15 protein-coding genes are annotated in these 19,007 nt (G+C 67.4%); 8 read left to right on the top strand and 7 right to left on the bottom strand.

Annotation, left to right across the window (positions count from 1 at the left end; genetic code table 11):
• Window positions 1-12 precede the first annotated feature (12 nt).
• Window positions 13-1,464 (bottom strand): CoA transferase, encoded by a 1,452-nt coding sequence (locus B8W69_RS18885; protein ID WP_165762646.1) that lies wholly within the window; start codon window positions 1,462-1,464, stop codon window positions 13-15.
• A gap of 291 nt (window positions 1,465-1,755) precedes the next feature.
• Window positions 1,756-3,582, bottom strand: a complete 1,827-nt coding sequence (locus tag B8W69_RS18880; RefSeq protein WP_085291316.1) for a DUF4407 domain-containing protein — start codon at window positions 3,580-3,582, stop codon at window positions 1,756-1,758.
• Between the two features lie 227 nt (window positions 3,583-3,809).
• Between B8W69_RS18880 and B8W69_RS18875 the strand changes: the two genes are divergently transcribed.
• Window positions 3,810-4,367 carry a hypothetical protein gene (locus tag B8W69_RS18875; protein ID WP_076055436.1) on the top strand — a complete coding sequence of 186 codons (558 nt, stop codon included), beginning with the start codon at window positions 3,810-3,812 and terminating at the stop codon, window positions 4,365-4,367.
• 111 nt (window positions 4,368-4,478) lie between these two features.
• The gene (locus B8W69_RS18870; protein ID WP_085291399.1) at window positions 4,479-4,907 is read left to right on the top strand and encodes a type II toxin-antitoxin system Rv0910 family toxin; all 429 of its coding nucleotides are present in this window, start codon (window positions 4,479-4,481) and stop codon (window positions 4,905-4,907) included.
• A gap of 5 nt (window positions 4,908-4,912) precedes the next feature.
• On the opposite strand, the gene B8W69_RS18865 is transcribed toward B8W69_RS18870, so the two are convergent.
• From B8W69_RS18865 to malQ, 4 genes are all read right to left on the bottom strand, one after another.
• The gene (locus tag B8W69_RS18865; protein ID WP_085291315.1) at window positions 4,913-5,197 is read right to left on the bottom strand and encodes a hypothetical protein; all 285 of its coding nucleotides are present in this window, start codon (window positions 5,195-5,197) and stop codon (window positions 4,913-4,915) included.
• Window positions 5,198-5,459: 262 nt separating this feature from the next.
• Window positions 5,460-5,930, bottom strand: a complete 471-nt coding sequence (locus tag B8W69_RS18860; protein WP_085291314.1) for a nuclear transport factor 2 family protein — start codon at window positions 5,928-5,930, stop codon at window positions 5,460-5,462.
• Window positions 5,927-6,808, bottom strand: a complete 882-nt coding sequence (locus B8W69_RS18855; protein ID WP_085291313.1) for an LLM class F420-dependent oxidoreductase — start codon at window positions 6,806-6,808, stop codon at window positions 5,927-5,929. Before B8W69_RS18855 ends, B8W69_RS18860 begins: the two co-directional genes overlap by 4 nt.
• An 11-nt stretch (window positions 6,809-6,819) precedes the next feature.
• The gene (gene malQ / locus B8W69_RS18850; protein WP_085291312.1) at window positions 6,820-9,000 is read right to left on the bottom strand and encodes a 4-alpha-glucanotransferase; all 2,181 of its coding nucleotides are present in this window, start codon (window positions 8,998-9,000) and stop codon (window positions 6,820-6,822) included.
• 427 nt (window positions 9,001-9,427) lie between these two features.
• On the opposite strand from malQ, the gene eccB reads away from it, so the two are divergent.
• Window positions 9,428-10,945, top strand: a complete 1,518-nt coding sequence (eccB, locus tag B8W69_RS18845; protein WP_085291311.1) for a type VII secretion protein EccB — start codon at window positions 9,428-9,430, stop codon at window positions 10,943-10,945.
• The gene (eccCa, locus tag B8W69_RS18840) at window positions 10,942-15,108 is read left to right on the top strand and encodes a type VII secretion protein EccCa (protein WP_085291310.1); all 4,167 of its coding nucleotides are present in this window, start codon (window positions 10,942-10,944) and stop codon (window positions 15,106-15,108) included. The genes eccB and eccCa overlap by 4 nt, the downstream gene beginning before the upstream one ends.
• 32 nt (window positions 15,109-15,140) lie before the next feature.
• Here the strand turns inward: eccCa and B8W69_RS18835 are convergent, their stop codons facing one another.
• A complete protein-coding gene (locus B8W69_RS18835; protein ID WP_085291309.1) occupies window positions 15,141-16,304 on the bottom strand; it encodes a cytochrome P450 in 1,164 nt (387 codons plus the stop codon).
• A 289-nt stretch (window positions 16,305-16,593) separates the two neighbouring features.
• On the opposite strand from B8W69_RS18835, the gene fdxE reads away from it, so the two are divergent.
• The 4 genes from fdxE to B8W69_RS31495 all read left to right on the top strand — a co-directional run.
• Window positions 16,594-16,788, top strand: coding sequence for a ferredoxin FdxE (fdxE, locus tag B8W69_RS18830; protein ID WP_085291308.1), 195 nt, complete (start codon window positions 16,594-16,596; stop codon window positions 16,786-16,788).
• Between the two features lie 485 nt (window positions 16,789-17,273).
• Entirely contained in the window at window positions 17,274-18,533 is a 1,260-nt protein-coding gene (locus tag B8W69_RS18825) for a PPE family protein (RefSeq protein ID WP_085291307.1), read from the top strand.
• A gap of 83 nt (window positions 18,534-18,616) precedes the next feature.
• The gene (locus B8W69_RS18820; RefSeq protein ID WP_085291306.1) at window positions 18,617-18,916 is read left to right on the top strand and encodes a PE family protein; all 300 of its coding nucleotides are present in this window, start codon (window positions 18,617-18,619) and stop codon (window positions 18,914-18,916) included.
• A gap of 7 nt (window positions 18,917-18,923) precedes the next feature.
• Window positions 18,924-19,007 (top strand): PPE domain-containing protein (locus B8W69_RS31495; RefSeq protein WP_133058013.1); only part of this gene is annotated, 84 nt, incomplete at its 3' end.

The raw sequence follows: 19,007 nt of genomic DNA, 5'->3' as shown, positions 1-19,007 counted from the left end.
GGGCAACAAGTTTCATGCCGAGCGGTCGAGGTCGGTCCATTCGGGGCGGCTGGATCCCCGGGGTACGAGGATTGGATCCGGCCAGCTTGGCGCGGTGCGGCTGAAATTGACGGGCGGGGCGAGCATGTGGACTCGACCCATGGGACTGTCGGCATCGTAAGCGATTGGTTCGGCGATCGAGTGCTCGTCGTCTCGGCCTGCGTCGGCGGGATCAACCAGGCCCAGGGTTTGGTACCACATCGCGTTGCGAGTGAGGTTGACGGTGACATGCCAGCTACCACCTTCGGTTTGTTGTCTGATCAGCCCGGCGGCCGCGCCCAAGGCGCCCATGTAGCCGGTGATGAAGTCGTTGATCAGCCCGGTGGGCGGCAGCTTGGGGCTATCGGCCCCGCCTTCGATCACCATCAATCCGGACGCGGCCGACCCGTTCATGTCGAAACCGCCGCGGTGTGCCCACGGCCCCCTCGACCCATAACAGGTGACCGAGACGTGGACCAGGCCCGGGTGGGTGCTTGCGAGTTCGCAGGGGTCGAGACCCAGTTTCTCCAATTTGAGGGCGCGATGGTTGTTCACCACGACATGGGCGTCGCGCAACAGTCGATTGACATCGGCCTTGCCACTGTCCTTGGTCAAATCCAGCCATGCGCTGCGAGATCCGATATTGGCTTCGAAATAGACCCAGTCGTGCTCGAAGTCATTGGGGCGCGAAGCGCCGAGCACCTCGGCACCCTGCTCGGCCAGCACGCGGCCCACGGTCGGCCCCGCCACCGCATGGGTGAACGACAACACGCGCATGCCCCCGAAGGGTCGCTCCGAGGGCCCCAGTTCGCGCGGAGGGGCGTCGCCGATGCGGGTGAGCCCGATGACGGGCTGGCTGGCCAGCAGCGCTCCATGCGGGTGGGCCAGCCACTCCTCGGGGCTGCGGGCCACACAGGCAGGCAATCCGACCGCGTTGGCCGCTTCTTCGAGTTCGAAGGCATCCCAATCGCCAAACGCCTTGGCGACCTTGGCGAAATCGGGTGGCACATCGAGGAATCGGCACCATTTGGCCGACTGGTGCGGATACACCGCCGAGGCCATCACGGTGCGCCCATCGCGGGTCCGATACGGAATAAGCGCAAAAGGATTGTCCAATACGAGCGCAATGGAAGGAAATTCGCCGGCAAGCGTCGGCTCCCATGCGTAGCCGGGATTGATGTGGTGTACGGCTTGGCGCAAATCCAGGTGCAGATCCTGGCCCGGACCGCCGCGCCGGCGGTGCATCGCGGCCGCCGCCACCGCGTTGCCCATCATCGGTATACCAATCGCCGCTGCCAACCGATGCCGCGCCGGGATGATGGGATCCTGACCGGCGAAGGTGACTCGGCCCCCGGCGTCGGCGACCGACAAGCCGACATCGGCGAGAAGATCGTCAAGCGCCTCAGTCGCGTCGAACGTGGACATCGCGGACGTCGTTTCGGTCATCGTTGAGCTTCCTCTGCAGTGGTGCCGGTCATCCGGTGGGGCGGCTGGTGTGACGCGACCGGCTGACATTTCCCTGCCGCCAGGGTGGGTGCATCCGCGCCCAGGGCACCAAATACGATGGAAATTGCTCGGAATCGTGGTTCTGTTGAAGGAAAGCGAAACCACTGGGCCGTCGGATCGACGCGACAAGATGGTGCCGTCACATCATCCGCGCGCTGGGCTCAGGAGTCGAACCAACCGACAGGGTCGTTTCCGAACTCCGCGACGCGTTCGGTTCCGAATAACGCCAAGCTATTTCGGCGGCGGCAGCTGGCGCGGACCGTCCGGCGGATCCAATTCGGGTGGCCCGTCCCGCTTCGTCAGCGCACGCCGACGGCCGTGTTCCGCGGCCTCCACCGACAAGCGGTCCGCATCGTCTGCGGCGCGCCGTGGCAAGGACGAGTGGGAATGGCGACCGGTTACCCGCCGGTGCGCTCGGCTGCCGGGTTCCTGTCGCGACGAGGTGACGAACTCCGTTCGTGCCGGCGGAGTTTCGGTGCTCGCGGGCTGTCCGGCCAGCTCCGTGTCTACACTCTCGGAGTTGACCGTCACTTTGCGGCTGCGCTTGAGCGTGAACGTGATCTCCTCGGTCTCTTCGAGGACGCCTTCGAACACCTGGCGCGCGCTACGCAGTGGCTGGGTGGTGGTGTCGATCACCTTCGCCACGAACGGCGGCACCAGCGGGCGAATCCAGCGGGCCGCGGCCTTGGTGGCGTCCGGAATCGACGGGATCAACGGGGCGTGCCGTTCCTCGTGGGCCTCGACCTCGCCGCCCGCCGGCAGGGGAGCGGGCAGGTTCTCCGGAACGTCCGGCGTCTGGGCATTACCCGGCCCGCCGGTCGGGCGCGGCGCGGGCAGTTGGGTGAGGGCCCGGCTGGCCGCCTCGGCCTCGGCGGCGATCGGCAGATACACGTCGTCGGCCGGCTCGAAGGCCCGCTGCGACGGTGCGTGCCCCGGAGCGTCCAGGGCTTCCGTGACCCGGCGGCGTTGCTGCTCGCGGTCGATCTCGGTCTGCGCCTCGATGGCGAGCCGTGCCTGGGTAAGTTGGTGCTCGGCCCAGAGGATTTCGGCCTCGCGGCGCACCTCGGCCCGCTTGACCGCGATGGCGGTGTCCGCGTCGAGTTCGGCGCGTTCGCGTTCGGCGCGCGAGGTGGCGCGGCGATCGTGGGTTGTCTCGCCTCGCCACAACCCCAGAATCAGCGGCGTCAGGTAGAGCAGCACGCACAGCGCGACCGTCAGCACCCGCAGGCTCATTGCCCCGGCCTCGGCGAAGGTGAGGTCATTCATCGCGACCCAGCGCGCGCCCAGGCCCCGCCCCGCATCCGCCACGACGGCGTCCCGCGCGTCGCGCAGCGCCGCCTCCTGTCGCGAAATCGCGGCGTCCAGGTCCGGTGCGCGGCTGTCTCGCGCCGCCAGCGCGGTGTCCAGTTCGTGCTGGGCATCGGCGAGAAGGTCGTTCGCCGTCCGTGTTTCGGGCCCGGCCCCGGGATCCCCGGTGATCCGGGTCTGCGGGCAGCCGGGCGTCGGGTGGTACTCGCAGCGCGCGACCACCAAGGCCTTGTCCTGGCGGTCCCGCGCCTGCGCGACGGCGCCGTCGAGCGCGGCGCGGGCATCCCGGGTCTGCTGTAGCGGTGCCGACGCCTGCGCGACGGCGGGGGCGGATTCGGCGTTGCGCAACGCCCGTTCGTCGAGCCGATGGTCGATGGAGGTGGACAGAATGACCAGCGCCGCGAGCTCACCGACGACGACGCCCACCACGGCCGCCACCGCCGCGCGTCCGACCACACCGGGGCGGCTGCGGTCCGGCCCCGGGATCGTGCCGCGGGTGATGGCGCCGACCAGCAGGCCGAAGACGAGGGTGAACGGAACTACGACCGGCAGCGGCCAGCGGCCCGACCCGCAGATCGCCAGGGTCGCGACAAGCCAGGCCAGCACCGCGCCCAACAACGCGACCGCGCCCGCGACCGCGTGAGCGGACCGTTCGTGACGCTCACCCAGCTCGCGCCGGTGTCCACCGCCAAGCCAGATGAGCACCCCCGACACCTGGCCCGTGCGCTGCTCAGTTACTTCCTGGGGCATGAGACTCCAAACACCTCCACCATCAAGCCTTGCAGGCCACCGCCCGACACATCGAATCGAAGCGCCCCGCCTGTGGCGCGCTTCACAAACCTTCGGATTGACGCAGATCGCCCACCTGGCACCGATCGGGTTTGCTCGTTCATCGAGAGGGGATCTGCGGCGGAAATCCTGCGACGCGAGCAGATCAAGCGACCGTTCCGGCAGGTGACATGAGACGGTATAAGCCTATGACGAATCACGATTATGTCACCTACGAGGAGTTTGGCCGCAGGTTCTTCGAGGTTGCCGTCACCCCCGAGCGGGTCGCTGCCGCGTTCGCCGACATCGCCGGGAGTGAGTTCGCCATGGAGCCGATAGCGCAGGGGCCGGGCGGGATCGCCAAAGTCAGCGCCAACGTCAAGATCCAGGACCCGCGGGTCACTCGGCGGCTCGGCGACAGCATCACCTTCGTCATCCACATTCCGCTCTCGATCGACCTGCTGGTCGACCTGTGGCTCGATAAGCAGCGATTTGTGGTCTCCGGGGACATCCAGTTGCGCGCGACCGCGCGTGCGGCCGAGCCGCTGTTGTTGATCGTCGACGTCGCCAAGCCGCGGCCCTCCGACATCACCGTCAACGTCTCGTCGAAGTCGATCCGCGGCGAGGTGTTGCGGATCCTGGCCGGTGTCGACGGTGAGATCCGGCGCTTCATCGCGCAGTACGTCGCCACCGAGATCGACGCGCCCCAGTCGCAGGCGGCGCAGATCATCGACGTGGCTCAGCAGCTGGAGCAGGCCTGGCCCTGAGCGTCCGGGCCCACGAATACGGGTGAGGGTGTCGGGGTACTCAGCCACGAATGTGTGTTTGTCGCCGGCACGTACGTCGACGGCGTCCTGATCCGCCAGGGGAGGAAAACTTTGGCTCGCGTAGATGTCTCGGTGAAGTCGCAGGTAGAACCGGAAGCAGCGTGGAAGTTGGCCTCCGACCTGGATCGATTCGGCGAGTGGATGACGATTTTCGCCGGGTGGCGGGGGCCGGTGCCCGACAAGATCGAGAAGGGCACCTGTGTCTCGTCGTGCGTCAAGGTCAAGGGCTTTCGCAACGTCATCCACTGGGAGGTCACCCGGTACGACGAGCCGAAAGCGATTGAGCTGCAGGGCCGCGGACGCGGCGGCATCCGCCTCACGGTGGCGATGACCGTCAGCGATGATCACCCCGGGTCGACGTTTCACCTCACCGCGGATCTTGGCGGCGGTTTGCTCAGCGGGCCGGTCGGGGGATTGGTCGCCCGGGTGCTGCGCTCCGACGTGCAAAAGTCCGTGAACAACCTCGCGGCCCTGCAGTAGCCGGTCTACCGGGCCGCCGGGTGCCTGACCACCCACTGTCGCTCCGCGTCGCGAATTCGCCTGCGGTCCATCCCCAGCCACGACAGGCCGGCCCCGAACGCGAGCATCGAGATGATGGCGGCGGCAACACCGGCGCCGGCCTCGCCCAGCGCGAAATTCACCACGCACACCGCGAACGCCAGCGCGGCCGCCGCGACGACGACGAGCCCGGGTGTTTGTGCCGCGGCAGGCGCCGATCCGTGCGCATACCGGTCAGTCGTCCGATCGTGGTCGACAGGGTTGTGCCCCATGGCGTCTCCTCTACGGTCACATCCGTTTCGGCCGATGTGTTTGTGCTACCCGAATGGCCGTTCGGACAAACGACTTGACGGAGGTGAGGCGCGCCGCGGCTCAGAGTGTTTGGTGACGCCCGAAGTACTCTGCCGAGTGCGCAGAATCCGGCCGAGGGCGAACGGTGTTAGCCGCACCTACCCAAAGAAAGCGCCGATTTGCGCCGCAGATACGAACCGATGAGTTCAGCTGTGAGTGTGCGCATAACCTGCTGCCAACACGCTAGGCCGGGTCGTGCGGCAGCAGCCGGCGCACCGGGCGGGTCTCGATGGCGTGGATCGTCAGTGACCTGCAGCTGATCCGCCAGCCCGCATCGGTCAGCACATACTCGTCGTCGTAACGCAGGTGCCATGCCACGTCCACCAGCTCGCCGCCGCGCTCGCTCCAGTGGTGCGCGACGCACGCGATCCGCCCGCGCGCGGTGCCGGGTCGCGCGGCCGCGTCGTACACCTCACCGATGATCGCGTGCTCGGTGCGGGCGACGGCGGCGACGGCCGCGACCGCGGCGGTGATGGCGTCGCGGCCGCGATGCGAATGGATCGGCAACAGATCGGCCGGGGGTGAAGGCACCACCAGTTCGGCGTCGACAACGAAAAGGCTTGCAACAGTTCCGAATTCGCGGTCATCGATGTTGGCGGCGTACCGGTGCACCAGATCGCTCAGCGCGGCCCGCTGGTCGGCCGACAGCGTCATGATTTTAGGGACAGCCGTTGCGCACACGCCGACAACAGGTCTTTGGCCTGCTCGATATCGGTGGTCGGCGGCATGGCCAGCACCAGACGGTCGGCGCCCTGATCGGCGAGGGCGGCCGCGCGCTCGGCGTCGATCTTGGCGACGGCGTGGCCCAGCGACACCTCCAGCGCCGCCGGATCACGGCCCGCCCCCGTTGCCTCGTCGCGCATGAGCGCGATCAGCGACGCGAGACGCGGCCCGGTCACCCCGAGCGGCTGGAAGCCGTCGCCGACGCGTCCGGCGCGGCGTGCGGCGGCTCGGCTGTGCCCGCCGATGTGAATCGGGAGGCGTTCCGCTGCAGCGGGTTTCGGAAAACTCATAACATTCTCGAAGTTGAAGAATTCGCCCGCGAAAGACGCCCCGCCGGACCGCGGAGCCCACAGCTCCCGCATGACGGCCAGCTGCTCGTCGGCCCGTCGGCCCCGGCTGTCGAAATCCACATCGCAGGCGGCCAGCTCCTCCTTCAGCCAGCCCACGCCCACACACAGGCGCAGCCTGCCGCCGGACAGGGCGTCGACGGTGGCGGCCCGCTTGGCCAGCACCACCGGGTGGTGGTTGGGCAGAACCAGCACGCCGGTGGCCAGGCCCAGGTGGCTGGTCTGGCCGGCCAGAAAGGCAAGCAGGTCAAGGGGATCCGGGATCGGGCAGTCTGGGGTCAGTCCGACGCGCCCCGAGTCGTCGTAGGGGTAGACGCTGTCGTAGCGGGTGAGCAACACGGTGTGCTCGACGACGACGATCGATTCGAACCCGCAGGCTTCGAGGTGACGCGCGAAGGCCACCATCCACTGGGGGTCCGCAGTGACACCGTCGGCGACCGGGGCCACGACTGAGACCTTCATGGCTTTTGAAGCTAACAAGGCACCCGACGGGGCGGCTGGCGGGTCGCACTTTCGGTGGCGACGGGCGCGATCGCTGCGCGCACGGCTTCGGCGAGCGTGGCGGTGCGCGGATCGGTGAACACGTCCTCGAGCATCACCGCGCTCCCGTCGGGGCCCGTCAACGGCACCCGCCAGTTCGGGTACTCGTCGGTGGTGCCGGGCTGATTCTGAGTCCGGCGGTCACCCACGGCGTCAGTCAGCGCCACGCCCAGCAGCCGCGACGGCGTCCTGCCCAGGTAGCGGTACAGCGCCAGCACGACCTGCTCGGGGTTCTCTTCGCCGTCCTCGAGCAACCCGACCCGACGCAGCTCGGCCATCCACGCCGCCAGCTCCGTCCGGTCGGACTCGAGCTCCTCCTCGACGGGACGGGTCAGCAGCCCCAGCGAATCCCGCAGCCGCACATGGTCACCCGCCAGATAGCCGGCCGTTGGAGGCAGGTCGTGCGTGGTGACCGAAGACAGGCAGTATTCGCGCCAGCGCTCGGCGGGCAGGGGGCCGCCGTTCCCGTCGCGGTCCAGCTCGAACCAGAGGATCGAGGTGCCAAGCAGGCCCCGCAACAAGAGGTAGTCGCGCACCCACGGCTCGACCGTGCCCAGGTCCTCCCCGACCACGACCGCGCCGGCGCGGTGCGCTTCCAGCGCGACGATGCCGATCATGGCCTCGTGGTCGTACCGCACGTAGGTGCCCTCGGTGGGCGAGGTGCCGCGTGGGATCCACCAGAGCCGGAACAAGCCGATGATGTGGTCGATGCGCACCCCGCCGGCGTGCCGCAGCACCGCGCGGATCAGCGCGCGAAACGGCCGATATTCGTGCTCCTCCAATCGGTCTGGCCGCCACGGCGGTTGGGACCAGTCCTGGCCGAGCTGATTGAACTCGTCCGGCGGCGCGCCCGCGGTGACGCCCAGCGCCATCACGTCCTGCAGCGCCCAGGCGTCGGCGCCATTGGGGTGCACGCCGACGGCCAGGTCATGCATGACGCCCAATGACATGCCGGCCCGGATCGCCTGTGACTGCGCCGCGGCCAGCTGCTCGTCGAGTTGCCACTGCAGCCAGCGGTGGAAATCGACTGTTTCCGAATGTTTTTTGACGAAGTTCGCGACCCCGGATGCGTCCGGGTGCTGTAGCGCCTCGGGCCAGGCGTGCCAGTCGGCGCCGTACTTCTCGGCAAGCGCGCACCAGGTGGCGAAGTCGTCCAGCGCGCGGCCCTCCCGGTCGCGGAACGCGGTGTAGGACAGCTCCCGTCCCGCCGACCGCGGTTCCTCGTGCAGCAGCTTGAGTGCTGCCCGCTTGGCCGCCCATGAGCTGTCGCGGTCTATGGCGTTGACGCGGGCGGCGCGCTGCTGCACCTCGGAACGCAGCCGGCGGACCCTGCTGCGCTTGGTCAGGTCGGCGAATTCGGGGATTGCCTCGACGTGAAGATAAATCGGGTTGACGAAGCGGCGCGATGTCGGCAGGTACGGCGACGGCTCCATCGGCTTGGTCGGGGCCGCCGCGTGCAGGGGATTGACCAGGAGATAGTCGGCGCCGTGACGCGACGCCGACCACACCGCCAGGTCGGTCAGATCGGTCAGGTCGCCGATGCCCCACGACTGCCGCGACCGCACGCTGTAGAGCTGGGCGGCCAGGCCCCATGCGCGCCGGGCGCCGAGCCGCTCCGGCAGCCCGAGCCAGTCCGGCGTGACGATCAGTGCGGTGCTGGTCTCGGAGTCGCCGGAGCGCAGGTGCACGCGGTGATAGCCCAGCGGCAGATGGGAGGGCAGCAGAAAGCTGGCCTCGCCCACCCAGCGGCCGTCCAGGTCGAACGGCGGGGTGAAGTTGTCGACCTGTTCGACACCGCCGCGCACCGTGCCGTCTTCGAGCTGCAACCACACCTCGGCGGGATCGCCGTGGGTGACATGCGCCCAGAACCGGATCGGCTCGCCGGTGCGCCCGACGATGGTCGCCGGCAGCCGGCGCGCCCAGTGCGCCCGCAGCTTCGCGGTCAGCGCGACGTTGCGCTCCTGCTCGTTGTCGGCCGCGACGCCGAGGGCACCCAGCACGGCCTTCAGCGTGGTCTCGGAGACCCGCACCCGCCGGCCGGTCCAGTCCTCGTATTCCGTCGCGATGCCGTACCTCCGGGCGAGTTCGATCAGCGACGGCGCGAGTTCAGTCATACCGCCATCTTGCTGCCAGGATTCGCGGCCCTGCGACTCGGACCCGGCGCGAGTTGGCGCGTTCTTTGCTGTGTGGTGGCCTGCCATTCATTTATGACGTCTTCCGAGAAGGGCTTTGGTGCGCTCGACAGGACGAAAGGCCGCGCGGCCACTACGATGCTCCGAGGAGACGAAAAGGATCCGGTCGGCGCGTCCGTGGGGGAAACGAAACTGCCAGCTCAAAGGCGCATGTCGCCGCCGTCGTCGCCGGCGCCTCCGGCGCGCCGAACGCGGCCGGCTTCGGGTGCATAAAGAGATGTAGAAGTGAATGGCATTGGCGCCGCGTGGCGAGGTCCGCGCAGGTGCCTTACGGTTGTCATGTAATTCGCGCTGGATCAGTTCAGTGGGACAAAATTTAGGCGCATCAGTAGACCGGATGGTGAATTAAGTGGCGGAAGAGAGTCGCGGGCAGCGCGGGTCGGGGTACGGCCTCGGGCTGTCGACCCGGACCCAGGTGACCGGCTACCAGTTCCTTGCGCGCCGGACCGCGATGGCACTGACCCGGTGGCGTGTCCGCATGGAGGTCGAGCCGGGACGGCGTCAGAACCTGGCGGTGGTGGCATCGATCTCCGCCGCGCTGGTGATCTGCCTCGGCGCGCTGCTCTACTCCTTCATCAGCCCGGCCGGTCAGATCAACGAGTCGCCGATCATCGCCGACCGCGATTCGGGCGCCCTGTACGTCCGCGTCGGCGACAAGCTGTACCCGGCGCTGAACCTGGCGTCGGCACGCCTCATCACCGGCCGCCCGGACAACCCGCACCTGGTCAAGTCCAACCAGATCGCCACCCTGCCGCGCGGTCCGATGGTGGGCATCCCCGGTGCACCGTCCAGCTTCCACCCGACCAGCCCGGCCGCATCGTCCTGGTTGGTCTGCGACACCGTGGCGAACTCGACCGGCGCCGGGGCGCCGTCCGGTGTGACGGTGACGGTGATCGACGGCAACCCCGATCTGGGCAACCACCGGCGGGTGCTGACGGGGTCGGACGCGGTGGTGCTGAACTACGGCGGGGACGCCTGGGTGATCCGGGATGGACGCCGCTCCCGCATCGACGGGTCGAACCGATCGGTGCTGTTGCCGTTGGGTCTCACCCCGGAGCAGGTCAGCATGGCCAAGCCGATGAGCCGCGCCCTCTATGACGCGTTGCCGGTGGGGCCGGAACTTACCGTGCCGCAGATCCAGAATGCCGGTGCCGGGGCGTCGTTCCCGAACGCGCCGGGCCCGATCGGCACGGTGATCGTCACCCCGCAAATCAGTGGGCCGCAACAGTATTCATTGGTGTTGGCCGACGGCGTGCAGACGCTGCCGCCGCTGGTGGCCCAGATCCTGCAGAACGCCGGGCCGGGTAACACCAAGCCGGTGACCGTGGAGCCGTCCGCGCTGGCGAAGATGCCGGTGGTCAACAAGCTGGATCTGTCGTCGTACCCGGACGCGCCGCTGAACGTGATGGACATCCGCGAGAACCCGGCGACCTGCTGGTGGTGGCAGAAGACCTCCGGTGAGAATCGGGCCCGCGTCCAGGTCATCTCCGGCGCCACCATTCCGGTCGAACAGAAGGACGTCAGCAGGGTGGTGTCGCTGGTCAAGGCGGATACCACCGGGCGCGAAGCCGACCAGGTCTTCTTCGGGCCCGACTACGCGAACTTCGTGGCCGTCACCGGCAACGATCCCGGAGCCAAGACGACCGAATCATTGTGGTGGCTCACGGATGCGGGTGCCCGGTTCGGAGTCGACGATACCCGCGAGGTACGAGAAGCGTTGGGCCTCAAGACGAAACCGGGCCTGGCGCCGTGGGTGGCGTTGCGGCTGCTGCCGCAGGGGCCGACGTTGTCGCGGGCGGATGCGCTGGTGGAGCACGACACGCTACCGATGGATATGTCACCAGGAGAGTTGGCGGTACCGAAGTGAAACGTGGATTTGCGCGGCCGACGCCGGAGAAGCCTCCGGTAATCAAGCCGGAGAACATCGTCCTTCCGACGCCGTTGAGCATCCCGCCGCCGGAAGGCAAGCCCTGGTGGCTGATCGTGGTCGGCGTCGTGGTGGTCGGCCTGCTGATCGGTATGGTCGCCATGACCTTCGCCAGCGGTTCGCACGTGTTCGGCGGTGCCGGATCGATCTTCCCGATCTTCATGATCGGTGGCGTCGCGATGATGATGTTCGGCGGCCGGTTCGGCGGCCAGCAGCAGATGAGCCGGCCCAAGCTGGACTCGATGCGTGCCCAGTTCATGCTGATGCTGGACATGCTGCGCGAGACCGCCCACGAGTCGGCCGACAGCATGGACGCCAACTACCGGTGGTTCCACCCGGCGCCCACCACGCTGGCCGCCGCGGTCGGATCGTCGCGGATGTGGGAACGCAAGCCCGACGGCAAAGACCTCAACTTCGGCGTGGTCCGCGTCGGCGTCGGTATGACGCGTCCCGAGGTGACCTGGGGTGAGCCTCAGAACATGCCGACCGACATCGAGCTGGAGCCGGTGACCGGTAAGGCGCTTCAGGAATTCGGTCGCTACCAAAGCGTCGTCTACAACCTGCCCAAGATGATCTCGGTGCTGGTCGAGCCCTGGTACTCGCTGGCTGGAGATCGCGAGCAGGCGGTGGGACTGATGCGGGCGATCATCTGCCAGCTGGCGTTCTCGCACGGGCCCGACCACATGCGCATGATCGTGGTCAGTTCGAACCTGGACGAATGGGACTGGGTGAAGTGGCTGCCGCACTTCGGCGACCCGCGCCGCCAGGACGCCGCCGGCAACGCGCGGATGGTCTACAGCTCGGTGCGCGAGTTCGCCGCCGAGCAGGCCGAATTGTTCGCCGGCCGTGGCTCTTTCACGCCTCGGCACGCCAGTTCGTCTGCCCAGACGCCGACCCCGCACACCGTGATCATCGCCGACGCCGTCGACCCGCAGTGGGAGTACGTGATCAGCGGCGAGGGTGTAGACGGGGTGACGTTCTTCGACCTGACCGGTTCCGCGATGTGGAGCGCGGTCCCGGAGCGCACGCTGCGGTTCGACGAGAAGGGTGTGATCGAGGCGCTGCCCCGCGACCGCGACACCTGGATGGTCATCGACGAGAAGCCCTGGTTCTTCGCCCTCACCGACCACATCAGCACCGCGGAGGCCGAGGAGTTCGCGCAGAAGCTGGCGCGCTGGCGGCTCGCCGAGGCGTACGAGGAGATCGGCCAGCGGGTGGCGCACATCGGCGCCCGAGACATCATGGGCTACTACGGAATCGACGACCCGGGCCGCATCGACTTCGAGGCGCTGTGGGGTAGCCGCAACGACTCGATGGGCAGGTCCCGGTTGCGCGCGCCGTTCGGCGTCCGCTCCGACAACGGCGAGCTGCTGTTCCTCGACATGAAGTCGCTGGACGAAGGCGGCGACGGCCCGCACGGCGTCATGTCCGGTACGACCGGTTCGGGTAAGTCGACCCTGGTGCGAACCGTGATCGAGTCGCTGATGCTCAGCCACCCGCCGGAGGAGCTGCAGTTCGTCCTCGCCGACCTCAAGGGTGGGTCGGCGGTCAAGCCCTTCGCCGGCGTGCCGCACGTGTCCCGGATCATCACCGACCTGGAAGAGGACCAGGCGTTGATGGAGCGCTTCCTGGACGCGCTGTGGGGTGAGATCGCCCGCCGCAAGGCGATCTGCGACAGCGCCGGTGTCGACGACGCCAAGGAATACAACTCGGTGCGCAGCCGGATGCGGGCACGCGGCCAGGACATGGCGCCGCTGCCGATGCTCGTGGTCGTCATCGACGAGTTCTACGAGTGGTTCCGCATCATGCCGACCGCGGTCGACGTTCTCGACTCCATCGGCCGTCAGGGTCGCGCGTACTGGATCCACCTGATGATGGCGTCGCAGACCATCGAGAGCCGCGCCGAAAAGCTCATGGAGAACATGGGTTACCGGTTGGTGCTGAAGGCGCGCACCGCCGGTGCGGCGCAGGCGGCCGGTGTGCCGAACGCGGTCAACCTGCCCGCGCAGGCCGGTCTGGGCTACTTCCGCCGCAGCCTGGAAGACATCACCCGGTTCCAGGCCGAATTCCTGTGGCGGGACTACTTCCCGCGCGGCCTCACCGACGACGGAGACGAAGCGCCGGCGCTGGTGCACAGCATCGACTACGTCCGTCCGCAACTGTTCACCAACTCGTTCACCCCGCTGGAAGTCAGCGTCGGGGGACCGGAGGTGACCGCCCCCGCCATTCCCGGCGACGGTGACGCGCTTCCGATCGAGGCGGCCGAGGAAGACGACTCCGAAGGGATCCGGACGCCCAAGGTCGGCACGGTCATCATCGACCAGCTGCGCAAGATCGACTTCCAGCCGTACCGGCTTTGGCAGCCGCCGCTGAGCCAGCCCGTCGCCATCGACGAATTGGTGAACCGGTTCCTCGGCCGCCCCTGGCAGCAGGACTACGGCAGCGCGCGGGATCTGGTCTTCCCGATCGGGATCATCGACCGTCCCTTCAAGCACGACCAGCCGCCGTGGACGGTCGACACGTCGGGGCCCGGTGCCAACGTTCTGATCCTGGGTGCCGGTGGTTCGGGTAAGACGACCGCGCTGCAGACCCTGATCTGTTCGGCGGCGCTGACCCACACGCCCGAGCAGATCCAGTTCTACTGCCTGGCCTACAGCAGTACCGCGCTGACCACCGTCGCCCGGCTGCCCCATGTCGGTGAGGTGGCCGGCCCGACCGACCCGTACGGCGTTCGCCGCACGGTGGCCGAGCTGCTGGCGCTGGTGCGGGAGCGCAAGCGTAGCTTCCTCGAGTACGGAATCGCCTCGATGGAGGTGTTCCGGCGGCGCAAGTTCGGCGACGAGCCCGGTCCGGTCCCCAACGACGGCTTCGGCGACGTCTACCTGGTGGTGGACAACTACCGGGCGTTGGCCGAAGAGAACGAGGTGCTGATCGAGCAGGTCAACGTGATCATCAATCAGGGTCCCTCGTTCGGGGTGCACGTGGTGGTCACCGCCGATCGCGAATCGGAGCTGCGGCCGCCGGTGCGCAGCGGTTTCGGCTCCCGGGTCGAACTGCGGCTGGCCGCCGTGGAAGACGCGAAGCTGGTGCGTTCGCGCTTCGCCAAGGACGTTCCGGTCAAGCCGGGTCGCGGCATGGTCGCGGTCAACTACGTCCGCCTCGACGCCGACCCGCAGTCCGGTCTACACACGCTGGTGGCGCGTCCCGCGCTGGCCAGCACACCTGACCACCGGTTCGAGTCCGACAGCATCGTCGAAGCCGTCAGCCGCATCACGAGCGCTCAGGCTGCGCCGGTGCGCCGGCTGCCGGCGACCTTCGGGGTGGAACAGCTCCGCGAGCTCGCCGCGCAGGACACCCGCCAGGGCGTCGGCGCGGGCGGAATCGCTTGGGCCATCTCGGAATTGGACCTCTACCCGGTGTATCTCAACTTCGCCGAGAACGCGCACCTGATGGTGACCGGCCGTCGCGAATGTGGGCGTACCACGACGCTGGCCACCATCATGTCCGAGATCGGGCGGTTGTACGCGCCGGGAGCGACCAGCGCACCGCCGCCGCCGCCGGGGCAGCCCTCAGCCCAGGTGTGGCTGGTGGACCCGCGTCGTCAGCTGCTGACCACGCTCGGCTCCAACTACGTGGAGAAGTTCGCATACAACCTCGACGGCGTGCAGGCGATGATGGGCGAACTGGCCGCGGTGCTGGCCGGCCGCGAGCCGCCGCCGGGCCTGTCCGCCGAGGAGTTGCTGTCGCGGAACTGGTGGAGTGGGCCGGAGATCTTCCTGATCGTCGACGACATCCAGCAGCTGCCGGCAGGCTTCGACTCGCCGCTGCACAAGGCCGCGCCGTGGGTGACCCGGGCCGCCGACGTCGGCCTGCACGTGATCGTCACGCGGACGTTCGGCGGTTGGTCCTCGGCCGGCAGCGACCCGATGTTGCGGGCACTGGCGCAGGCGAACGCGCCGCTGCTGGTGATGGACGCCGACCCCGACGAGGGCTTCATCCGCGGCAAGATGAAGGGTGGTCCGCTGCCCCGTGGCCGAGGCCTGCTGATGGCCGAGGACACCGGTGTGTTCGTTCAGGTCGCGGCGACCGAGTTCCGCAAGTAGGACGCGCTGCGCTGGGGCCGACCGAATCAGATTCAGCCCCAGCGCAGCGGCAATGCCTTGAGCGCGAAGCTTTTTGACGGGTAATTGATCTCGGGGGAGTAGTCCTCGGGCAGCTCGAAATCCGGAATCTGGGACAGCCATTCGGCGACGATCACCGTCAGTTCGATGCGCGCCAGGTGAGACCCCAGGCACCGGTGCGGACCACCGCCAAATCCCCAGTGCCGGTGAATCTTCCCGTCCAAGTTGAGCTCGTTGGTGGATAACGGGTCAGTGTCGTCACGGTTGACCGCGGCCATGCACAGCCGCACCGATGTGCCCGGCGGCAACGTCATGCCGCCGACTTCGACGAACTCGGTGGTGATCCGCGGCGCCACCGGTGCCGACGGTTCCAAGCGGACGATCTCTTCGATGAAAACCCTGATCTGCTTAGGGTTGTCGCGAAGCTCCTTGCGCAGTTGTGGTCGGCGCGCCAGTTCGAACAAGGAAAATCCGATCGCCGCGGTCACCGTGTCCAGACCGGCCAGGATCAACAAGTGACTCATCCCGAGAAGCTCGAGGTCCGTGAAATTGCCCTCGCCGGTCATCACCCGCGACAACATGTCCGACCCCGGGTTCTTCCGGCGCTGCGCGATGGCGTCGAGCAGATATTGCAGCAGATGCTGACCTTGCTCTAGATCGGCCTGGGTGAGGAACGGCTTGTCGCCGACGACGGCGTCCTTCCACGCGATGAGCCGGTCACGATCCTCGAGGGGCAGACCGTACAGGTCCAGGAACACCTGAAATGGGTACAGCCGAGCGAAGTCTGCCATCACTTCGCACTCGCCGCGGCCGGCCAGCGCGGCGATCATCTCACTGGCGTGCCGCTCCAGCACCGGGCGGGACTTGCTCAACGCGTGCGGGCTGAAATATGGCTGCAGGATTTTGCGGTAGCGGGTGTGCTGCGGTGGGTCAAAAGCCAACGGCAGCACTGGCAACGGATGGCCCGGGGGCTGCAGCACCGTTGACGAGAAGACCTTGGGGTTGCGCAGCGCGGCCAGCACGTCCTCGCGACGGGTGAGGTAGTAGTGGCCGTTCATGAACACCACCGGGCCGGCGTCGCGCAACGTCTTCCACCCGACGCCCCGGTCGGCGGCCATCGGCAACTTGTCGTACTCAAGCCGGGGTAGGTAGAACGTGCCCTGTTGGCCCTCGCTCATGCGCTTCGATCTCCGGTTGTCTGTCTTTGGCCGTCAGCCCCGACGTGATCACGCCGCGCTTGCTCCCTCGTCCACCAAAACGTGGTGGCACATCAATATTGCACGGGCGGCAAAGGAATGCGGATGCGCCTGCCGGAGCCGATCCGAGATCTCCGGCGGGCCCTCGGTCGGCGAAACATATTGCACACTTCAACGACCAACTAATCTGGTCATCGAAGCGTCAAGCGCAGTTTCGCTCATTTTGAAGAATTGGTTACGAGCCATATCGGCCTTCTAGGAAGGAAGCCTTGTGAGGGTTCGTCTGGAGCAGTCGAAATGTGTGGGTCACGCCCAGTGCTACGCCGTCGACCCAGGCATCTTCCCCATCGACGAGTCCGGTTATTCGATTCTCGAGGAGCACGAGGTGAGGCCGGAAGACGAGCAGTTGACGCGTGACGGCGTCGCTTCCTGCCCCGAAATGGCGCTGATTCTGGAAGAGGACTGACCGGCGCGAAGCCGGCCCCGTTTCGGATGTCGGCAAGCGAACGGTTGATGAACAATCCGTTGCATTGCATGAACTCCCGCCGACCGGGAATGAACAGTGGCTGGCCGTTAATGAACAGTTGGCATCGCACGTCGGTGTTTGCTTCATAACGAACTAATCTCATTGCCGGGCGGCAGTTCGGGCACAACGCGAGCTGTCGCTCGGTTGCTGATAACGGGGGATTAGCCGAGGCAGAAGATGCATGTCTTTCCAGGCCAGATGTCCGAGAAGCGTGGTGGCAGACCACCTTTGCGAGCGCTGCCAATCGGTCAGTATGCATCGTCCGGCCCGGCTGATGGGGTTGCGGGCGGAAGGCGCGGACAGTGACCCCACCTGCTTCGGCGACCGCCTGGTGGCGTCGTTTACAGAGCCGTGACCACGGCCACCACTGATTCCCATGTGACAGCCGAGATCGCCTGCGATCGCGGCCGACTGAGGAGGACACGGTGTTTGACTTCGCGGCGTTACCGCCCGAAATCAATTCCGGTCGCATGTATGCGGGTCCGGGGTCGGGGCCAATGATGGCCGCGGCCGCTGCCTGGGACGAGATCGCGGCGGAATTGGGTGTCGCGGCCAGCGGCTACCACTCGGTGGTCTCGGAGCTCACCAGCGCCCCCTGGGTAGGACCGGCATCGATGTCGATGCTGTCGGCGGTCACGCCGTATGTGAGCTGGCTCACTGCCGTCGGCGCACAGGCCGAGGAGTCCGCCAGCCAGGGTCGGGCGGCCGCGGCGGCCTTCGAGGCGGCTTTCGCGATGACGGTGCCGCCGCCGGTGATCGCCGCGAATCGAGTTCTGTTGATGAACCTGATCGCGACCAATTTCTTCGGGCAGAACACCCCGGCGATCGCGGCGACCGAGGCCCAGTACATGGAGATGTGGGCACAGGATGCCGGCGCCATGTATGGATATGCCGCATCGTCGGCGGCCGCCTCGGCGTTGAGCCCGTTCATGACGCCGCCCAACACCACCACACCCGACAATGAATCCAACCAAGCGTCCGCGGTCACGCAAGCGGCCGCCGAGCCGGCCGGCAATGGCGCGCAGACGGCCGCGAACACGACGTCGCAACTGGCGACCCCGCAGATGCTGTCGGCCACCGCTGCTCCTCAAGCGACGCAGCAGGTATCGGCGGCGGCCGCGGCACCGACCACATCGTCGGGTACCACGCTGCAAAATCTGATCCCCAGCCCCACCAACTGGTGGGGGCTTACTTCCGCGAACTACACAACCTTCAGACAAACGCTGCAGGCGTACTTCGGTGTGGGCATAGGAAACTTCGGTTGGTCGATTGCGCAGCAGCTGACCTACGGTCCCGGTGGTGAGACGGCCGGTGCCGGCGGTGCGTGGTTCCCGACGCCGCAGTTCGCGACCTTGGGTCTGGGCAACCTTGGCGGGGGCCCGGCAGCCGTGAGCCAGATCAGCGGCGCCGGGATCTCAGCGGCTGCCGGCCAGGCCACCCAGGTGGGGGCGCTGTCGGTTCCGCAGCAGTGGGCCACGCTGACCTCGGCGGTAAGCCCGGCGACGGTCTCCGAGACGGACGCCGTTCCGGTCCGGGCCACTGCGACCTCTGTGACACCTGCACCCGGCAATGCCATTCTGCGCGGTATGCCGCCGGGGGCCTCGGGCCGGCGTGCCGGCGCCGGCTATGTCCACAAGTACGGGTTTCGCTACAGCGTGCTGACCCGCCCACCCTCGGCCGGATAACGAAGAGCCCAGATGGACCTCAGTCGCCACCCGCCTGCCATTGCCGGGAAGTTGCCGGGCCCGACCTCAGGGAAGGAAAAGAAATGTCATTTGTGACCACACAGCCGGATGCGCTGGCCGCGGCAGCGGGCAGTCTCCAATCCATCGGCTCGACGCTGAGCGCTCAGAACGCTGCGGCAGCGGCCCCGACGACGGGGGTGGTGCCGGCCGCCGCCGACGAGGTGTCAGCTCTGACGGCGGCACAGTTCGCTGCGCATGCACAGATGTATCAGGCCGTCAGCGCACAGGCTGCGGCAATCCACGAAATGTTTGTCAACACCCTGAGCACAAGCTCCGGGTCGTACGCGCTGACTGAGGCGGCCAACGCGGCCGCGGCTGGTTAAGGAGTCAATCATGTTGGATTATGGGGCGTTTCCGCCGGAGTTCAATTCGGCGCGGATGTATGCGGGTCCGGGTTCGGAGTCGTTTACGACG

This window comes from Mycolicibacterium vulneris (assembly GCF_002104765.1).
GTDB lineage: Bacteria > Actinomycetota > Actinomycetes > Mycobacteriales > Mycobacteriaceae > Mycobacterium > Mycobacterium vulneris.
Note: the sequence above shows the minus strand (reverse complement) of the source record. Positions and strands in the feature narration are given on the sequence as shown.

What these genes read in the sequence shown, in the direction of transcription:
- B8W69_RS18855 (WP_085291313.1), bottom strand. Translation starts at nt 6,808, where the DNA reads ATGAAGGTCTCAGTCGTGGCCCCGGTCGCCGACGGTGTCACTGCGGAC.
- B8W69_RS18875 (WP_076055436.1), top strand. Translation starts at nt 3,810, where the DNA reads ATGACGAATCACGATTATGTCACCTACGAGGAGTTTGGCCGCAGGTTC.
- B8W69_RS18835 (WP_085291309.1), bottom strand. Translation starts at nt 16,304, where the DNA reads ATGAGCGAGGGCCAACAGGGCACGTTCTACCTACCCCGGCTTGAGTAC.
- B8W69_RS18860 (WP_085291314.1), bottom strand. Translation starts at nt 5,930, where the DNA reads ATGACGCTGTCGGCCGACCAGCGGGCCGCGCTGAGCGATCTGGTGCAC.
- B8W69_RS18880 (WP_085291316.1), bottom strand. Translation starts at nt 3,582, where the DNA reads ATGCCCCAGGAAGTAACTGAGCAGCGCACGGGCCAGGTGTCGGGGGTG.
- B8W69_RS18820 (WP_085291306.1), top strand. Translation starts at nt 18,617, where the DNA reads ATGTCATTTGTGACCACACAGCCGGATGCGCTGGCCGCGGCAGCGGGC.
- B8W69_RS18865 (WP_085291315.1), bottom strand. Translation starts at nt 5,197, where the DNA reads ATGGGGCACAACCCTGTCGACCACGATCGGACGACTGACCGGTATGCG.
- B8W69_RS18885 (WP_165762646.1), bottom strand. Translation starts at nt 1,464, where the DNA reads ATGACCGAAACGACGTCCGCGATGTCCACGTTCGACGCGACTGAGGCG.
- malQ (WP_085291312.1), bottom strand. Translation starts at nt 9,000, where the DNA reads ATGACTGAACTCGCGCCGTCGCTGATCGAACTCGCCCGGAGGTACGGC.